12 protein-coding genes and 2 pseudogenes are annotated in these 15,707 nt (G+C 68.4%); 4 read left to right on the top strand and 10 right to left on the bottom strand.

Annotation, left to right across the window (positions count from 1 at the left end; translation table 11 throughout):
• Positions 1-141: 141 nt before the first annotated feature.
• From QNO21_RS15380 to QNO21_RS15370, 3 genes and pseudogenes are all read right to left on the bottom strand, one after another.
• Positions 142-576, bottom strand: a complete 435-nt coding sequence (locus QNO21_RS15380; RefSeq protein ID WP_350338833.1) for an LLM class flavin-dependent oxidoreductase — start codon at positions 574-576, stop codon at positions 142-144.
• A gap of 163 nt (positions 577-739) precedes the next feature.
• Positions 740-1,021: pseudogene (locus tag QNO21_RS15375) on the bottom strand (LLM class flavin-dependent oxidoreductase); the annotation flags it as partial.
• A 124-nt stretch (positions 1,022-1,145) separates the two neighbouring features.
• Positions 1,146-1,358 (bottom strand): annotated as a pseudogene (locus tag QNO21_RS15370) (hypothetical protein); the annotation flags it as partial.
• On the opposite strand from QNO21_RS15370, the gene QNO21_RS01130 reads away from it, so the two are divergent.
• Positions 1,273-1,461, top strand: coding sequence for a hypothetical protein (locus QNO21_RS01130; protein ID WP_257519934.1), 189 nt, complete (start codon positions 1,273-1,275; stop codon positions 1,459-1,461). The pseudogene QNO21_RS15370 and the gene QNO21_RS01130 overlap by 86 nt on opposite strands.
• A gap of 225 nt (positions 1,462-1,686) precedes the next feature.
• On the opposite strand, the gene QNO21_RS01125 is transcribed toward QNO21_RS01130, so the two are convergent.
• The 5 genes from QNO21_RS01125 to QNO21_RS01105 form a co-directional block, all read right to left on the bottom strand.
• Positions 1,687-3,840 carry a beta-galactosidase gene (locus QNO21_RS01125; protein WP_257519855.1) on the bottom strand — a complete coding sequence of 718 codons (2,154 nt, stop codon included), beginning with the start codon at positions 3,838-3,840 and terminating at the stop codon, positions 1,687-1,689.
• A gap of 94 nt (positions 3,841-3,934) precedes the next feature.
• Positions 3,935-4,966, bottom strand: a complete 1,032-nt coding sequence (locus tag QNO21_RS01120; protein ID WP_257519854.1) for a LacI family DNA-binding transcriptional regulator — start codon at positions 4,964-4,966, stop codon at positions 3,935-3,937.
• A 107-nt stretch (positions 4,967-5,073) separates the two neighbouring features.
• Complete coding sequence (locus QNO21_RS01115; RefSeq protein WP_257519853.1) at positions 5,074-6,417, bottom strand: extracellular solute-binding protein; 1,344 nt, start codon at positions 6,415-6,417, stop codon at positions 5,074-5,076.
• Positions 6,418-6,483: 66 nt separating this feature from the next.
• A complete protein-coding gene (locus tag QNO21_RS01110; RefSeq protein ID WP_257519852.1) occupies positions 6,484-7,428 on the bottom strand; it encodes a carbohydrate ABC transporter permease in 945 nt (314 codons plus the stop codon).
• Complete coding sequence (locus QNO21_RS01105) at positions 7,425-8,342, bottom strand: carbohydrate ABC transporter permease (RefSeq protein WP_257519851.1); 918 nt, start codon at positions 8,340-8,342, stop codon at positions 7,425-7,427. Before QNO21_RS01105 ends, QNO21_RS01110 begins: the two co-directional genes overlap by 4 nt.
• Positions 8,343-8,540: 198 nt before the next feature.
• Between QNO21_RS01105 and QNO21_RS01100 the strand changes: the two genes are divergently transcribed.
• Both QNO21_RS01100 and QNO21_RS01095 read left to right on the top strand, forming a co-directional pair.
• Positions 8,541-9,062 carry a VOC family protein gene (locus QNO21_RS01100; RefSeq protein WP_257519850.1) on the top strand — a complete coding sequence of 174 codons (522 nt, stop codon included), beginning with the start codon at positions 8,541-8,543 and terminating at the stop codon, positions 9,060-9,062.
• Positions 9,063-9,107: 45 nt separating this feature from the next.
• Positions 9,108-10,247, top strand: a complete 1,140-nt coding sequence (locus QNO21_RS01095; RefSeq protein WP_257519849.1) for a DUF3137 domain-containing protein — start codon at positions 9,108-9,110, stop codon at positions 10,245-10,247.
• A 42-nt stretch (positions 10,248-10,289) separates the two neighbouring features.
• Here the strand turns inward: QNO21_RS01095 and QNO21_RS01090 are convergent, their stop codons facing one another.
• Positions 10,290-13,163 (bottom strand): FAD-binding and (Fe-S)-binding domain-containing protein, encoded by a 2,874-nt coding sequence (locus tag QNO21_RS01090; protein ID WP_257519848.1) that lies wholly within the window; start codon positions 13,161-13,163, stop codon positions 10,290-10,292.
• Positions 13,142-14,866, bottom strand: a complete 1,725-nt coding sequence (locus tag QNO21_RS01085; RefSeq protein ID WP_257519847.1) for an L-lactate permease — start codon at positions 14,864-14,866, stop codon at positions 13,142-13,144. Before QNO21_RS01085 ends, QNO21_RS01090 begins: the two co-directional genes overlap by 22 nt.
• A gap of 151 nt (positions 14,867-15,017) precedes the next feature.
• On the opposite strand from QNO21_RS01085, the gene QNO21_RS01080 reads away from it, so the two are divergent.
• Positions 15,018-15,701, top strand: coding sequence for a GntR family transcriptional regulator (locus QNO21_RS01080; protein ID WP_257515656.1), 684 nt, complete (start codon positions 15,018-15,020; stop codon positions 15,699-15,701).
• The last annotated feature ends 6 nt before the right edge of the window (positions 15,702-15,707 follow it).

Raw genomic sequence — 15,707 nt, 5'->3', positions numbered from 1 at the left:
CTTCGCCTCGGGCAGAGCCCGCAGTCGCGGAGCGAGGTCGCGTTCGAACAGCGACATGAACCGCTCTGGTCGTGCCTTGGCGCGTGGAAGACGAGGTGGTTGAAGCCCCACCCGACATACTCCGCGATCTTCGACACGACCTCATCGGGCTCGCATCCCACGATCCAGCGCTTGGCGACCTGATCGATGGGGAGCGCGTCCGCGGCCCGCGCCATCGCTCGCGGGTCGGCGATGTCGTGCTTCTGCTCCTTCGAAAGCGACAGGGGCGACCAGAAGCGGGTGTTCTCCAGGCGCCGCCTCCCGCGTCTGCTCATACGAGAGCTTTATCTCGATCATGCGGTTGATCCGGTCCCTGCTCCGGGCCGACGCTGCGACGCCCTCGGCGACGGCCGGGAGCAGTTTGTCGACGTAGAGCTCCCGCCATATGCCGGACGTGCAGATGGACCAGTCACCTGCGCGGCTGGCGTATTCCGTCACAACCGGTGCACCCGCCGCGATGCACACGGGGCTCCCGCCATCGGGGACGTCGTAGATCGACGCGCCGTGGGTGGAGTAATAGTCGCCGTCGAAGTCCACACTCTCCCCGCCCAGAGCGCGCGCATGAGCCGCACGGACTCGCGCAGCCGCGCGAACCGTTCCCGGAAGTCCGGCCAGTCCTGTGCCCCGGCGCCGCGAAACCCGGTCGCGATCTCGTTGAGCGCTTCCCCTGTCCCACCCCGAGCCAGACCCGGCCGGGATTGAGGCACCCGAGCGTCGCGAACGCCTGCGCGATGACCGCCGGGTTGTATCGGAACGTCGGGGTCATGACGCTCGTGCCGATCCGAATGCGCTCGGTGCGCTCCCCGACCGCCGCGATCCATGCCAGCGAGAAACGGGCGTGGCCGCCGGTGTGGCGCCACGGCTGGAAATGGTCGCTGACGGCTACCGACTCGAATCCCTGACGCTCCGCGTCCACCGCGAGCTCCACGAGTTCGCGCGGGCCGAACTGTTCTGCGGAGGCTTCGTAGCCGAGTGTGATCATCGTTTCTCCTGGCCGGATCCTCGAGGCGTGGCCCGCGCGGCATCGCGGGGTCGCGCGGCAGGCCGAGGACCTGCTCGGCCACCGTGTTGCGCTGGATCTGAGCCGTGCCGGCGCCGATCGTGGAAGCCCTGGTACGGAGGAAGCCGGTGAGCCAGCGGCCACGTTGAACCGCGTCGTCCGCGTCTCGCGTGAGGAGACCTGCCGGGCCCAGCATCTCGACGGCGAACTCGTGGAGCTCCTGCTTGAAAGCGGTGATCAGCAGCCGGGAGGCCGACGAGGCGGGTCCGGGCTCTCCCTTGCGGGCGATGCTCTCGGGCGTCGTGATCGGCGACCCCACAGAGGCCGCGCTGGTCGTGCTCGCGGCCGAACTCGGCGCCGACGCGGAGATCACGCGCGCCCGCCATCCCCGGGCGGCGGAAGTGCCCCTCGACTCCGCGTAGAAGTTCAGGGCGACCTTCCACCAGGCACCGCGCGACGGCGGCTCCGAGCTGGTGGCGCTCGTGAGGCGCAGCCCCGATGTCGTGCTCGATCGGTGCTCCCAGGTGTTGACGGCCAGCGGGCCGGTGCCCATCGACGCGCAACGCCAGGCCGTGCTCGACGCGAACCGGTCCCGGTCAGTCTCGAGAATTGAGCATCTCACCTGAACACGTGTCCCCGCCGTAGCGTCAGGTAGCCTCCGGCCTGACCTCGCGCAGTACCCGGACGTCCCATGCACCGAGCTCCAACCCGGAACCCGCTGGCAGCACGGGCCGCTTTCCAGCGGCATCCCTGTCGGCGAGCAGGTCTTCGCAGTCGACCGGGACGACCAAGGTCGTCGGCTGCCACGAGTAGTTGTGCACGTAGCGCACCGCTCGCGCGGCCCCGCCGGGGGCGGTGCCTTCGGGAACAGCGCCCGTCACGGTAACCGAACCCTGACCATCGCGCTCCCGGACCCACTCTTCGTTGGCTGCGCGCGGCACCGCCCAGCGCAGGATTGCACCACCGAAGGCCGGGTCTGGCTGCGTCCCGACGACGGTGATACGCCCCTCGCCGTGCGGCCGCGTCGTGGCGGCAGGCCACTCGCCGAAGTGCGGGTGGTCATACTGGGCGAGAACCTCAGCGCCTTCGGCCACCTGCAGTGAATCGACCCACAGCCGCGCCGTCGCTGCTGCTGGGACGTCAAACCCGCCTAGGCCGCGCACCGGCACACTGCCGGCGTTGGAGAACTCGTCGTAGGTAACTCCGGCGGCCTCGGCGAGCTGAGCGGGCTGGCGGTCTGTACGCGGACGCGCCTCCACGTCGGCGTAGCCCGACCGGATCCCCAGGACCAGATGGCCTCCGGCGGCTGCATACTCCCGCAGCCAGGTGAGCTGCTCGTCACTGGCGATGTAGAACCCGGGGACGACGAGCACGGGAAGCTCCTCCGCAATTGTCTGCGGGGTCTCCACGAACAGGTGGCGCGGCTGCATGACCCTGACCTGGAGGCGAGCGTCGAATGCAGCGCGGTACCACCCATCGACGATCCGCTCGTACGCGCGCGGATCTGGCTCGGCCAGTCCCAGGGGAGGCTGGAACGCCATCGCCCACTTCGAGTCGGTGGAGTAGAGGATGCCGATATCCGCCTCGGGGACGAGCTGCAGGACGTCCTCGCCCGCGCGGCCGAGTTCGTCGCCGATTGCCGAGAGCTCGTGGTAGATCCGCCCTGGCTCATTCGTGTGGGGCAGCACCCCGCCCCAGTAGGTCTCGGCGCCGTAGGGGAGCGAGTTCCAATGCCAGTACTCGATCGCTTGCGCACCGCGCGACACCAGCGCCCAGGCCGCCTGCCTGAGCTGCCCCCGGAAAGGCGGCTCGTTCAGACTCGATCCCCAGATCGATGAGGCCCCGGTCTCGGTCACCAGGAACGGAGCCTGCTTCGTAGACCACATTCGGTCGGCGGTGCGGTACATCGCCCACGTGCCGGTTGTGTACCAAGACTGTTCGACGTCGAGCGCGGCGGGGTCGGGCAGGGCGAGATGATGCTGCATTCGGTAATACGGGTTGCCCGACGTGATGTCGAGCGCGGCACCGAGGGCGTCGTCGCGGAGGGCGGGGCGATCGTAGGAGATGCAGGTCGTGACGAATTGATCTGGGCGCGCGTACTCGCGCACCACATCCCGCTGCCAGGTGATGAGTTCGGTCGTCAGACGCGCTTGGAAGCGACGCCACGCGAGGTCGTACTGCGGGTGCGAGTTGTTGTCCGGCGTCCACAGATCCGCCCACGTCGACAGCCGGTGCGACCAGTAGGTAAGACCCCACTCCGCGTTGATGCGGTCGACCGTTCCATACTGGCGACGCAACTCGTCCACGAATCTCTGGAACACGTCGTGATTGTGGAAGAGCTCGTTTCCCGGCTCGTTGTCGACTTGGAATCCGATGATGGACGGGTGGCCGGCATACCGCCCGACGATCTTGCGCACGACTCTCTCGGCGTGGAAGCGGAATGCGGGATGGGTGAAGTTCGCCTCTTGCCGAGTACCCCATCCGGTCCGCCTGCCCGATTCCCGTTCACCGGCGATCTCGGGGAACTTGCGCGCCAGCCACATGGGAACGGCGTACGTCGGCGTGCCCAGGATGACGCTGATGCCGCGTGTGTGTGCGGCATCGAGAACGGGCTGCAGCCAGTCGAGGTCGAACACGCCGTCCTCGGGCTCCCACGTCGACCAAACAGATTCCCCCACCCGGATCAGAGTGAAGCCCGCCTTGACCATCAGATCCAGGTCCCTCTCGAGGCGAGGGGTTCGCTGGTACTCGAGGTAGTACGCGGCACCGAAGTGGACACGGGGGGCGATTTGGGCGCTCATGAGTGAGGTCTTCCTGACGGCGAAGGCGGTGGCGCGCGCTCGGGCGGCGGCGGGGCGGGTGGGGACGGGTGGGGGAAGGTAGGGGTCTGGGGCGTCACCCGACCGGCGTGCCGGTGGAGGACCTGACGATCAGTTGGGTGGGTACGGCGTAGCGCCGGGAGGTGAGGGAACGGCCCTCGATGACATCGATCAGGCGCGACATGCCCTCGCGGGCAACGGCATCGAAATCCTGGCGCACGGTGGTCAGCGGGGTCGTGAGGTAGGCCGCGAGCGGGATGTCGTCGATGCCGACGATGCTCACGTCGCGAGGGATCGATCGGCCGGCGAGCTGCATCGCCCGGATCGCGCCGATCGCCATTTCGTCGTTCGCCGCGACGATCGCGGTGACGGCGGTGGCAGCGAGCGCTTCGCCGGCGGTGAACCCCGAAGCCGCGCTCCAGTCGCCGCGCAGCACATCCGGCACCGCGAGCCCCGCCGCCACCAGGGCACCCTGCCAGCCGAGCAGGCGATTCTGGCTCGTCGCCCAGCCCCGGGGACCTGCAATGTGCGCGATCGACCGATGACCGAGGTCTATGAGGTGCTGTGTGGCTTCACGGGCGCCGGCGCGATCGTCCGCACCGACCATGATCCACTCCCCCACGTCGCTCGGATCGTTCTCGAGCGACAGGACGGGGATACCCGCCGATGGGAGGTCAGCGGGGCGAAGGTCATCGGCGGGCTCGGAGACGACGATGCCTTCCACGCCGCGTCCGATGAGGTCGTCGAAGGCTGCCCGCACGCTCGTCGGGGTCCCATCGGCGGTGTGGACCACAGCCACCCCGTACCCCGCATCCCGGGCGGCGCGCTCGATGCCTACGGACATCGCACTGGGGCCGAACAGGGCGCTGCCGGTGTAGACGAACCCGATCGTTCGCGTCCGCGCCGACACCAGAGCGCGTGCGGCGGAGTTGGGCCGGAAGTTGAGTTCGTCGATCGCGGCGAGCACGCGCTGCTGCACCGCCGCCGACACGTGCGGTTCCCCGTTCACGACCCGCGACACGGTCTTCTGCGAGACACCGGCCAGACGCGCAACGTCCATCATCGCTGCGGGGCGGACTGCCCCGGTGCGCTTTGCCGACTGGGGCATACACGTTCCTTCGGTAATCGGACTGCACACGTTTGGCCTGCCAGCATCGCCGGTCGTGACGGGAGGACGGTTGGATGCGCCCGCCCGTCACGACCGGTCAGCCTGGTTCAGCCTCCGTTGACGGTGAAACCCTGGCTGTTTCCGTAGCTCACGATGGCATCCTGCCAGCTGGCCAGTCCCGCTTCCATCGGCTGGTCACCGGTGTACGACGCGCTGAGGTTGTCGTTGAAGATCGATACCGCGTACGCCTGGAACGGAAGGTACTGCCACCCGGAGGACACCGAGGTCGCTGCGGCGGCGAGGACCTCGTTGACCTTCTGTCCACCGAAGTAGGGGAATTCCTTCTCGACGAACGCCGCGGATTCGATGTCGGCCATCGTGGCCGGGAAGGTGCCCGCGTCCAGTCGCACCCCCACGCCGTCACCGGCGTTGGAGAACTCGGTGAACCCGTAGGCGAGCGCCTTCTGCTTGCTGGCCTCGGTGACCACCAGCGCACTGCCGCCGTTCTCGGAGTTCGCCTCTTCGCCGGCTTCGTACTGCGGCATGGGGGCAGCGCGCCAGTCGCCGGCGGCCTCCGGCACGCCGCTTTCGAGGTTCACCGGCATCCACGCACCGATGAGGAGCGTGTTGATCGTGCCGTCGCCGAGCGCCTTGTACCACTCCTCCGACCACGTCACAACGGGCGCCACCAGCTGCTCATCGAGCATGGGCTGCCACATTTCCACGAACTTGTTCGCACCTTCGTCGGCCAGGTCCACGGTGATCTCGGTGCCCTCGACCTGGAACGGACGGCCGCCGGCTTGCCAGATCATGCTCTGCGTGAACCCGGCGTCACCGGCGTCGCCCACGAGGTACTTGCTGGGGTCGGCTGCGTGAAGCGTGCGCGCCGCCTCGACATATTCCTCCCACGTCGCGGGAACCGCGATGCCATGCTCTTCGAACACGGCCGCGTTGTAGAACATGGCCATGGGGCCGGAGTCCAACGGCAGGCCATAGATGCCTTCGCCGATGGCGACGGATCCCCAGGTGCCGGGGGTGTAGTCGGCCTCGAGGTCTGCGGCACCGTACGGCGTCAGGTCCGCAAGGTCCTCGGTGAGGGCGAATTGCGGGACGGCGGAGTACTCCATGTGCACGACATCGGGGATGCCGGAGCCGGCCTGGATCGCGTTCTGCAGGGCGGTGTACTCGTCCGTGCTGGTGCCCACGTTGGCGAGTTCGACATTGACGTTGGGGTAGGCCGCTTCGAAGGCTTCGATCATCGGGGGGAGGGTTGCGTCCCAGCCCCAGACGAGCAGGTCTCCGCCCTCTTCGAGGGCGGCAGCGACGTCGGATGCCTCGTCGCCCGCGTCGGCGCCGCCGCCGCTCGAGCTGCATCCTGCGAGGGTCAGCGCCATCGCTGCGAGGGCGGCTCCCCCGGCGAGCGCGGTGCGCCGATTGAAAGTACGAGTCATGTGCATCTCACCTAACTGTTGGTGTTTCTGGTTGAGGGTTCGATATGGGGGGCGGGTCGCCAGCGGTTACTCCTTGACCGACCCGGCAACGAGGCCGGACTGCCAATAGCGCTGCAGCAGGAGGAACGCTGCGATCAGCGGCACGATCGTCAGCAGCGACCCGGTGACTACCAGGTCGAAGACGGCTTGCCCGCCGACCGTGGACGCCTGGGCGTTCCAGGCATTGAGGCCGATCGTCAACGGGTACCAGTCCGGATCGGTCAACATGATCAGCGGCAGGAAGTAGTTGTTCCACGTCGCGACGGTCGTGAATAGCAGGACCGTGACGGTGCCGGGTGCGAGCAGCGGGAGCGCCACCTGCCAGAAGGTGCGGAACTCGGAGGCCCCATCCATGCGAGCAGCCTCGAGGAGTTCCGCGGGGACCGCCTGCGATGCGAACGTCCACATGAGGTAGAGACCGAACGGCGAGATCAGCGAGGGGATGATGACCGACCAAGGGGTGTTAGTGATCCCCGCCTGCGAGAACATCAGGAACGTCGGCACCGCAAGGGCTGTTCCGGGCACCGCCACGGCGCCGATCACCACGGCGAACACCGCCTTCTTGCCAGGGAAAGTGAACTTCGCCAACCCGTAGCCGCCCATCACGGCAAGCAGGGTGGCTCCCCCGGCGCCGACGACGACATAAAGCATGGTGTTGGCGAACCATCGGACGAAGATGCCGTCGTCATAGGCGAGCGTGTTGGCGATGTTGTCGAAGAGCGCGAACGAGTTACCGAATGCAAATCCGAACGTGGAAAGCAGGTCTCCCTGGGTCTTGGTCGCAGAGATGACCAACCACACCAGCGGCACGAGCGCGTAGATGAGGATGATGGCCGTCAGCGCGGTGAGCAGGATGCTGCGGCGTGGCTTGTCGACGCTCGCGCGGCGGCGAGGAGTACGCAGTCGTGGACTACTGGAACGCTGCTTGCGTGATTCGATCGTGGAAGCCGTCGCGGGCAGTGAAGTCGTCATGAGGCGTCCTTCCCCATGCCGCGCAGTTGAACGACGTAGGCGATGATCATCGTGATGACGCCCATGATGATTGCAACGGCCGCGGCGTAGTTGTACTGCTGCCCGCTGAACGAGAGGCTGTAGGCGTAGAGGTTCGGGGTGAAGTAGGTGGGGATTGCATTCGGGGCGAGCTCGCGCAGGATGCTCGGCTCGTTGAAGAGTTGAAAGCTGCCGATGATGGAGAAGATCGTCGCGACCGCGATCGAGCCGCGAATCGCCGGCAGCTTGATGTGACGGATCACATGGAATTGGGTGGCACCGTCTAGCTCGGCAGCCTCGTAGAGCGACGTCGGAATCGTGCGCAGTGACGAGTAGAACAGGAGCATGTTGTAGCCCACGAAGGACCACGTCACGATGTTCCCGATCGCGAGGAGGATCCACTCCGGGCTCAATGGGTTGGGGATCGCCCACCCGAAGAAGTCGTTGATGTAGCCCACGAGTCCGAACCGGGGGCCGTACATGAAGCCCCACATCAGGGCGGCCACGACAGCCGGCACCGCGTATGGCATGAATACGGCGATGCGGAAGAAATCCTTGCCGTAAAGGCGGGCAGAGTCGATTGCCAGGGCGACCACCATGGAAAGCCCCAGCATGACGGGCACCTGGACGACCAAGAAGAGACTCACTCTGCCCACACCGGACCAGAACTTGGGGTCGGTGAACGCCTGAAGGTAGTTCTCGAACCCTACGAAGTGCGTGCCACCGACCAGCTGCGTGCGAAACATGCTGATGTACAGCGAGTAGAGGATCGGCGCGATAAAGACGACTGCGAAGACCAGCATGAACGGACCCACGAAGGCCCAGCCACGCCAGGACCGACGCGCCCTGCCGGTGGGGACGCGGCGAGTGGCGGGCGGAATCGCTGCAGCGCTCATGCGGCGACCCAGCCAATCGTTCGATTCGCCTCCGAGCGGCACGGTTCCACTGCATCTCCTTCGACAAGCAGGATTGACTTCGTAGTCAACTGGGTCGAAATGAGCATATGAAGGAAATGACTACGTTGTCAATAGCCGTTCTGTCGACCTCGCCAGAGGGCTTGACCTTCACGCGGCGTCAACGGTCAGTCTCGAGGAATGACCATCTCGCCTGAACTGACGACCGGCATCACCCGAGACATCTACGGCATGCCCGCTTTCGTCACCTTGATCGTCCCCGACGTCCGCGCAGCAGCGTCATGGTTCACCGAGGCGCTGGATTTCATCGAGCTCTTCGCGCTGCCTCCGGGCGACGCGCCCACTCTCATCCACCTACGGCGCTGGCGGTACCAAGACCTGTTGATCCGCGGCGCGAGCGATGCGGATGCCGTCACCGGCGGCATCCAGCTCTCCCTCGCGGCGGATTACGACGAACTCGACGACCTGACAGCGAAGGCGCGGGCACAGGATGCGGAGGTGGAGGGGCCGACGGACACCGCGTGGAACACCCGCGACCTGTCCATCACCACGCCACAGGGACTGCGGCTCGTCTTCACCGCCCGCCGCCCCGAGCCGCTGCGCGACGAGGCGTTCACCGCCGACATGCGGCGCTGGAACGCCGAGCAGAGTGAGCGCGCCACTGACTGGGGGCGTGCGGAGGGCCGTCCCGCTTCTGCTTGACTTGGCGGCGGAGCTGGGGATGTCCCCTGCACGGCGAAGGGGACGGTGACGGTGGATCTGCGTTGGCTGAGCGCGCCCGAGGACGAGGTCGCGGCGGCGATGGCGGCGGTGCGCCGCACGTCACGACCCAGCTGGGTGCCTACGAAGCGGCAGGTGCTGCTGCAGGTGAACCATTGCCTGATCCTCTGGTACCTCTGCATCGTCTTCATGGTCTACGGCATCAGCGTCGACTCCTACCACGGCGGCCAGGCCACCCAAGCCGACATCACCGGACTCGTCGTGGCCATGGCGATCCTCGCGGTATGGCTCTTCGGCACCTACCGGATGCACGTGTGGGCGGCCAAGCCCCCGTCGCCGCGACCACGCCTGAAGGAGTGGCGGCAGACGCTCACCGCCCTCGCCAACGGCTTCGAGGTGCAGCCGTTGCCGGCGGCCACGTTCCGATCGATGATCACCACGGCCGACCGCGAGGTGCGCTCGTACCCGCGGTACATCGCCCCCGGCATGGAATTCGGCAACCTCGTGCGTCGTGCCAACCGCTCCAGCGGATGGCAGTACATCGCCGTCAGGCTGCCGGCGCCGCTCCCCCACCTGATCCTCGACGCCACGTCGAACAACCGGATGGGCAGTGACCTGCCCACGACCGTCGATCGCGGTCAGCGCCTCTCGCTCGAGGGCGATTTCGACCGCTGGTTCCAGGTGTACTCGCCGGTGCAGTACCGGTCGGAGGCGCTGTACGTCCTCACGCCCGACGTGATGGCGGCGCTCGTCGATGAGGCGGCCCGCTTCAACGTCGAGATCGTGGATGACTTCCTCGTGTTCTTCACGTCGCCGACCGCCGACTTCACCGAGCCGGAGCACTGGCAGGCCCTACAAGGCATCCTCACCGAGGTCGCCCCTCGCATCGTCGCGAAAGCACGCCGCTACGTCGACGAGCGTGTCCCCGGTCAGGAAGTGCCGCGGGCGCTGGCTGCGGTGCGGGCCACGCTCGAGCGCCCGGACGAACCGTGGCAGCCGCCCAAGCCCCGCATCGGGCCGGACGGACGCCGACTGACGGTGCGCGAGCGCGGCCTGTTGTCGATACTCGGCGCCGTCGTCTGGTGGTTCACGTCCCTGCTGCTGCTGTACCTGGTGCCCGGGACGTTCGCGTTCGCCGGCTTCATGTCCATCGTCGACGGCAGGTAGCCGGGACCGCGCGCTCACAGCGATCCCGACCCCCGCTTCCCCCTACACACCAGGCCGCGTGGCCTCCTCGAGCAGCTCCAGCACGTGGCGGTACTCCCGGCCGGTCGCCCGCGTCATGCCGATCTCGCACGTGCGGTTGCACGACGCGTGCGCGTCGGCGCCGATCGCCGCGACCTCGGCCGCCTCGGCGGCCGTGGCTGAGGCGGTGAGCTCGGGATGCAGCATCCCGCGGTCGCCCGCGAAGGCGCAGCATCCCCATGCGTCGGGTACCGTCACCGTCGAGGCGACGGCCGCGCCGACCGCCTGCAGCGCCGGGTTGAGCCCCATCTGCGTCGACGAGCAGGTCGGATGCAGCACGAGCGAGTCGACGATCGGTGCGACCTCACCGAGCACGGGCAGCACGAGGCGGGCGACGAAGTCGACGGCATCCTCGGTGCGATAGGTGAGCCCGGCGTCGGAGAAGATGTGCGCGAAGCCCTCGGTGCAGCTGGCGCCGTCGCTCACGATGACGAGCTCCCCGTCGCCGGAGGCCTCGCGCACCGCCTCGACGACCCGCTTCGCCATGACGTCACGGCCGCCGGTGTAGCCCTTGGATGTCCAGGGCGTCGAGCAGCAGAGCGACTCGATCCCCTCGGGGACGATCACGCGCACGCCGGCACGCTCCACGAGCCGGGTGAACGCCTCGGTGACCCCGATGCCGTCGCCGGCGGGGCCGAACATGCTGTTGACGCAGGCCGGCAGGTACACCGCGACGGGGGCGCCCTCCCCGCCGCCCAGGCATCCGACCTTCGAGCGGCGCTGGGCCCCGCCCGGCGGCAGGTCGGCGGTGTACTTCGGCATGGTGTCGGTGCCGAGCACCGCCCGCCCGACGGTGGTCACCGCGCCGACCAGGCCGGCGGGCACGGCGTCGGCCGCCGTCAGCGCGACGGATCCGACCCGGGTCACCGGCCCCCACGCCTTCGCCGCGGCTTTCCATCCCGCTGCGAGCACCGGGTTCTGCCCCTCGCGCCGCAGCCGCTTGACGAGGGAACCGGTGTTGATCAGCACCGGGCAGGCGGTCACGCACATTCCGTCGACGGCGCACGTCTGCACGCCTTCGTAGTCGTAGTCGCGCTCGAGGCTCGCGGCGAGCGCATGGTCTCCGGCGGCCTCGGCCCGCGCCATGCCCCGCCGCACGACGATGCGCTGGCGCGGGGTGAGGGTGAGGTCCTTCGACGGGCACACCGGCTCGCAGTATCCGCACTCCACGCACCGGTCGACCTCGACCTCCACCGGTTCGGGCAGCTTGAAGTCACGCAGGTGCGCCGTCGGATCGTCGTCGATGATGACGCCGGGGTTCAGGATGCCGGCGGGATCGCACAGCCGCTTGAGCTCGCGCATGACCTCGTACAGTTCGCCGCCGTACTGCCGCCGCACGTAGGGCGCCATGACCCGCCCGGTGCCGTGCTCGGCCTTGAGGTTGCCGCCGGCACCCAGCACGAGGTCGACCATCTCGTCGGTGAACTCCGCGAACCGCGTCAGCGCCGCGTCGCCGGCGAACCGGTCGGTGAGCATGAAGTGGATGTTGCCGTCCTTGGCGTGGCCGAAGATCACGCTGTCGCGGTAGCCGTACCGCTCGAACAGCACGTGCAGCGACTCGCACGTGGGGGCAAGGGCCGGCACCGGCACGACGATGTCCTCGAGCAGCGCCGTGGTGCCGCTCGGGCGGGCGCCGGCCACCGAGGTGTAGAGGCCCTTGCGCAGCTTCCACGCGATCGCCCGTGCGGCGGCGTCGGGTGAGAACACCGCCGGCGCACGCAGCGGCGCGTTGCCGAGCACCCGGGCGCCCTGCGCGGTGAGCTCGGCCAGCTCGTCGTCGCCGGCAGCCTGGTACTCCACGAGCAGGGCGGCCTCGGTCGTCGCCTCGAACCCGAGAATCTGCGGCGGAGCGTCGGCGAAGGCCTGCCCGACCCGGATGCTCGTGGCATCCATCAGCTCGAGGGTCGCCGCCTGTGTCGCGACGAGGTCGGGCAGAGCCCGGGTGGCGTCATCGAGGGTCGCGAACACGGCCAGCGCGGTGGCCGCCTTCGGCTGGATGGGCACGGTGCGGTAGGTCGCCTCGGCGATGAAGGCGAGGGTGCCCTCGCTGCCGATCAGCAGGTGCGTGAGCACCTGTACCGGGGAATCGAAGTCGAGGAAGGCGTTGACGCCGTATCCCATGGTGTTCTTCATGGCGAACTGGCGACGGATGGTCGCGACCGACTCCGGGTTCTCTCGCACCCGACGCTGCAGCCGGACGATGCCCTCGAACAGCGCCGGCTCCGCGGCTTTCAGCCGAGCGTCGGCGTCAGCGGCGGCGGAGTCGACGATCGTGCCCGACGGCAGCACGAAGACGAGCGACTCGAGGGTGCGGTACGTGTTCTCGGTGATGCCGCACGCCATGCCGCTGGAGTTGTTGGCCACGACGCCGCCGATCGTGCACGCCGCCTCGCTGGCCGGGTCCGGCCCGAGCCGACGGCCATGGCGCAGCAGCCGCATGTTGACCTGGCGCACCGTCGCCCCCGGCTGCACGCGCACCCGGTCTCCACCGTCGAGCACCTCGATGCGGCGGAAGCCCTGCCGCGTGTCCACGAGCAGGTCGTCACCCGAGGCCTGACCAGAGAGGCTCGTGCCCCCGGAGCGGAACGTCACCCGCGACCGGGCTGCGGCGGCCGCCGGCAGCACGCGGGCGATCTCGGCGACGTCCTCCGCCACGATCACCGCGCGCGGGGTCAGCAGGAAGTGCGAGGCGTCGCCGGCGTAGGCGACCCGGTCGATCGCGCGGGTCTTGATGCGGGCGGCCTCGGCCACCGCCTCCGCGACGACATCGGGGACGCTGCCGACGAGGGCGATGGACCCAGAGGGTGCGACGGCGCTCACGGGGTCGGCACCATCCATGCCAGCACGGTCGACTGCAGATAGATCAGGCCCGTGAACACCACCAGCAGACCGAGGCTCCACCAGATGAGCTTACGGAAGAGGTCGCCCTCCTTGCCGGCCATGCCCGCGGCTGCCGCGGCGACGGCGAGGTTCTGCGGCGAGAGCATCTTGCCCAGCACGCCCGCGGACGAGTTCGTCGCCGCCATGAGAATGGGGTCGAGCCCGGCCTTCTCCGCGGCGGTCACCTGCAGCAGCCCGAACAGCGCGTTGGACGACGTGTCCGAGCCGGTGATGGCGACGCCGAGCCACCCGATGGCAGGCGAGAGCAGCGCGAACAGTCCGCCGCTGGCGGCGAGCGCAGCGCCCAGGCTCTGTGTCTGCCCCGACAGGTTCATGACGTACGCGAGTGCGAGCACCGCGACGACCGTGACGATCGTGAACCGAAGCTGGTGCAGAGTGTGGCCGTAGGCGGCCACGGCGTCCTTCGGGCGGATGCGGTAGGCCAGGGCGACGATGATGCCCGACAGCAGCAGCAGCGTGCCGCCCGTGCCGAAGACGTTCAGGGAGAAGGTGGTGGCCACCGGGTCGCCTGCGGCGTTGAGGATCTCCAGCCCAGGCCACGGGAACACCAGGGTGACGGCCTTGGCCAGGAACTGCTTGATCACGGGGATCTGTGCGACCGAGAACACCGCGATGATGACGACGTAGGGCATGACGGCGTTCCAGGTGAGGTTGCCACGCGAGCGCGATGCTGTGTCGATCCGCACCGCCTCGGCCACCCGCACACCGGAACCGGCGCTGGCACCGGAGCCGGAGGCGGCGCGGCTCTGGGTCGTTCCGGTCGCGGCGGCGGCGGACGCGGCCGCAACACCGGCCTCGCGGTCCTCGGCGTCGAAGACGAGCGCCTCGGACGGCTTCCAGAAGCGCAGCATGATCAGCACTGCGGCGACCGTCACGACGGATGCCACGACGTCGGTGATCTCCACGGCGATGAAGTTGGCCGTGACGAACTGGGCCACCGCGAACGCGATGCCGGCGACGAGGGCCACCGGCCAGGTCTGCCGGAGCCCGCGCTTGCCGTCGACGATGAACACGAGGATGAGCGGCACGAACAGCGCCAGGAACGGCGTCTGGCGGCCGGCCATCTGGGAGAGCAGGTGGATGTCGATCCCGGTGACACCCGACAGGGCGATGATGGGCGCCGCCATCGCGCCGAACGCGACGGGGGCGGTGTTTGCCAGCAGCGAGACGATGGCCGCCTTGAGCGGCTTCATGCCGGCGGCGATGAGCATCGCGATGGAGATGGCGACCGGGGCACCGAATCCGGCGAGGGATTCCAGCAGCGCGCCGAAGCAGAAGGCGATGAGGATCGCCAGGATGCGCTGGTCGTCACTGATGGCACGGATGCGGTCGCCGAGCACCTCGAACCACCCGGTGACCACCGTGAGGCGGTACACCCAGAGGGCATTCACGAGGATCCACAGGATCGGCACGATTCCGTACAGGGCGCCCTCGGCCGTTGCGCTGAGCGTCTGCAGGGGCGGCATCCGCCACACGAGCACCGCGAGCACGATCGACAGGACGAGCCCCACCAGCGCGGCCTTCCACGCCTTGACGCGGAAGACGCCGAGCAGTACGAACAGGGTGGCGAGCGGGACGACGGCCACCAGCGCGGAGAGCGCCAGCGAGCCGAAGACCGGATCGAGGATCTGCTGGAACACGTGCGCTCTCCTTTGAGTCGTGAGCGCGAGTCTCGCGCCGGTCGATTGGCCTATTGTTAGACAAGTAGACGCGTCAGTCAAGAGGCTTTGTCAGACGAACCGTAAACTCTCGGTGACGCCCGTGCCCGCCGGGCGCAGCAAGGAGCGACAGATGGCCTCTCGTATCGCCGTGGTCTCCGTCATCGACGCGGTCACCGACGACCTGCGCCGCCGTGTGCTCTCCGGTGAGCTCGCGCCCGACACCACGCTGGGAGAAGTCGAGGTCGCGGAGTCGTACGACGTCGCGCGTCCCACCGCCAAGGCCGCCATCGAGAATCTCGTGCGCGACCGGCTGCTGGAGCGGCGCGCGCACAAGACGGCGCGCGTCGTGCGCCTCACCCCCGAAGACGCGCGCGACATCTATCGCACGCGGGTCGTCATCGAGGCGCAGGTTCTGCGTCTCCTCGCCGCAGACCGACACGTGCCGGATGCCGCCCGCGCCGCGAACCGCGAGATCTCCGCCCTCGTGGATGCCTCCCCCCGCGACATCGTCGAGCCCGACATGCGCTTTCACCGCAGCCTCGTCGATGCGCTCGGCAGCGCACGCACCAGCGGCGTGTACGAGTCCCTGGCATCCGAAGTCGTCTTCTGCATGTCGCAGGTGCAGGGCGCGTCGCTGCTGCCGACGGAGCTGATCGCAGGCGAGCACGAGCGCATCCTGGAACTGGTCGAAGCAGGCGACGGCGAGGCTGCGGCCGAGCTGCTCGCGGTGCATGTGGGGCGCGCGCGCGAGCGCCTGGCCGAGCGGCTGGGCGGCGTGGCCGGCCCCGAAGCCGCGCTCCCCTCCACCCTCTGAGACCGC

Origin of the sequence: Microbacterium sp. zg-Y818, from assembly GCF_030246905.1 — a bacterium.
Lineage (GTDB): Bacteria > Actinomycetota > Actinomycetes > Actinomycetales > Microbacteriaceae > Microbacterium.
The sequence above is the reverse complement of the archived record's forward strand: the minus strand, read 5'-3'. Positions and strand labels throughout refer to the sequence as shown.

Bases quoted from the DNA above. Each gene is read 5' to 3' on its own strand.
- QNO21_RS01105 (WP_257519851.1), bottom strand. From the start codon at position 8,342: ATGAGCGCTGCAGCGATTCCGCCCGCCACTCGCCGCGTCCCCACCGGC.
- QNO21_RS01100 (WP_257519850.1), top strand. From the start codon at position 8,541: ATGACCATCTCGCCTGAACTGACGACCGGCATCACCCGAGACATCTAC.
- QNO21_RS01120 (WP_257519854.1), bottom strand. From the start codon at position 4,966: ATGCCCCAGTCGGCAAAGCGCACCGGGGCAGTCCGCCCCGCAGCGATG.
- QNO21_RS01125 (WP_257519855.1), bottom strand. From the start codon at position 3,840: ATGAGCGCCCAAATCGCCCCCCGTGTCCACTTCGGTGCCGCGTACTAC.
- QNO21_RS01080 (WP_257515656.1), top strand. From the start codon at position 15,018: ATGGCCTCTCGTATCGCCGTGGTCTCCGTCATCGACGCGGTCACCGAC.
- QNO21_RS01115 (WP_257519853.1), bottom strand. From the start codon at position 6,417: ATGACTCGTACTTTCAATCGGCGCACCGCGCTCGCCGGGGGAGCCGCC.
- QNO21_RS01090 (WP_257519848.1), bottom strand. From the start codon at position 13,163: ATGGATGGTGCCGACCCCGTGAGCGCCGTCGCACCCTCTGGGTCCATC.
- QNO21_RS01110 (WP_257519852.1), bottom strand. From the start codon at position 7,428: ATGACGACTTCACTGCCCGCGACGGCTTCCACGATCGAATCACGCAAG.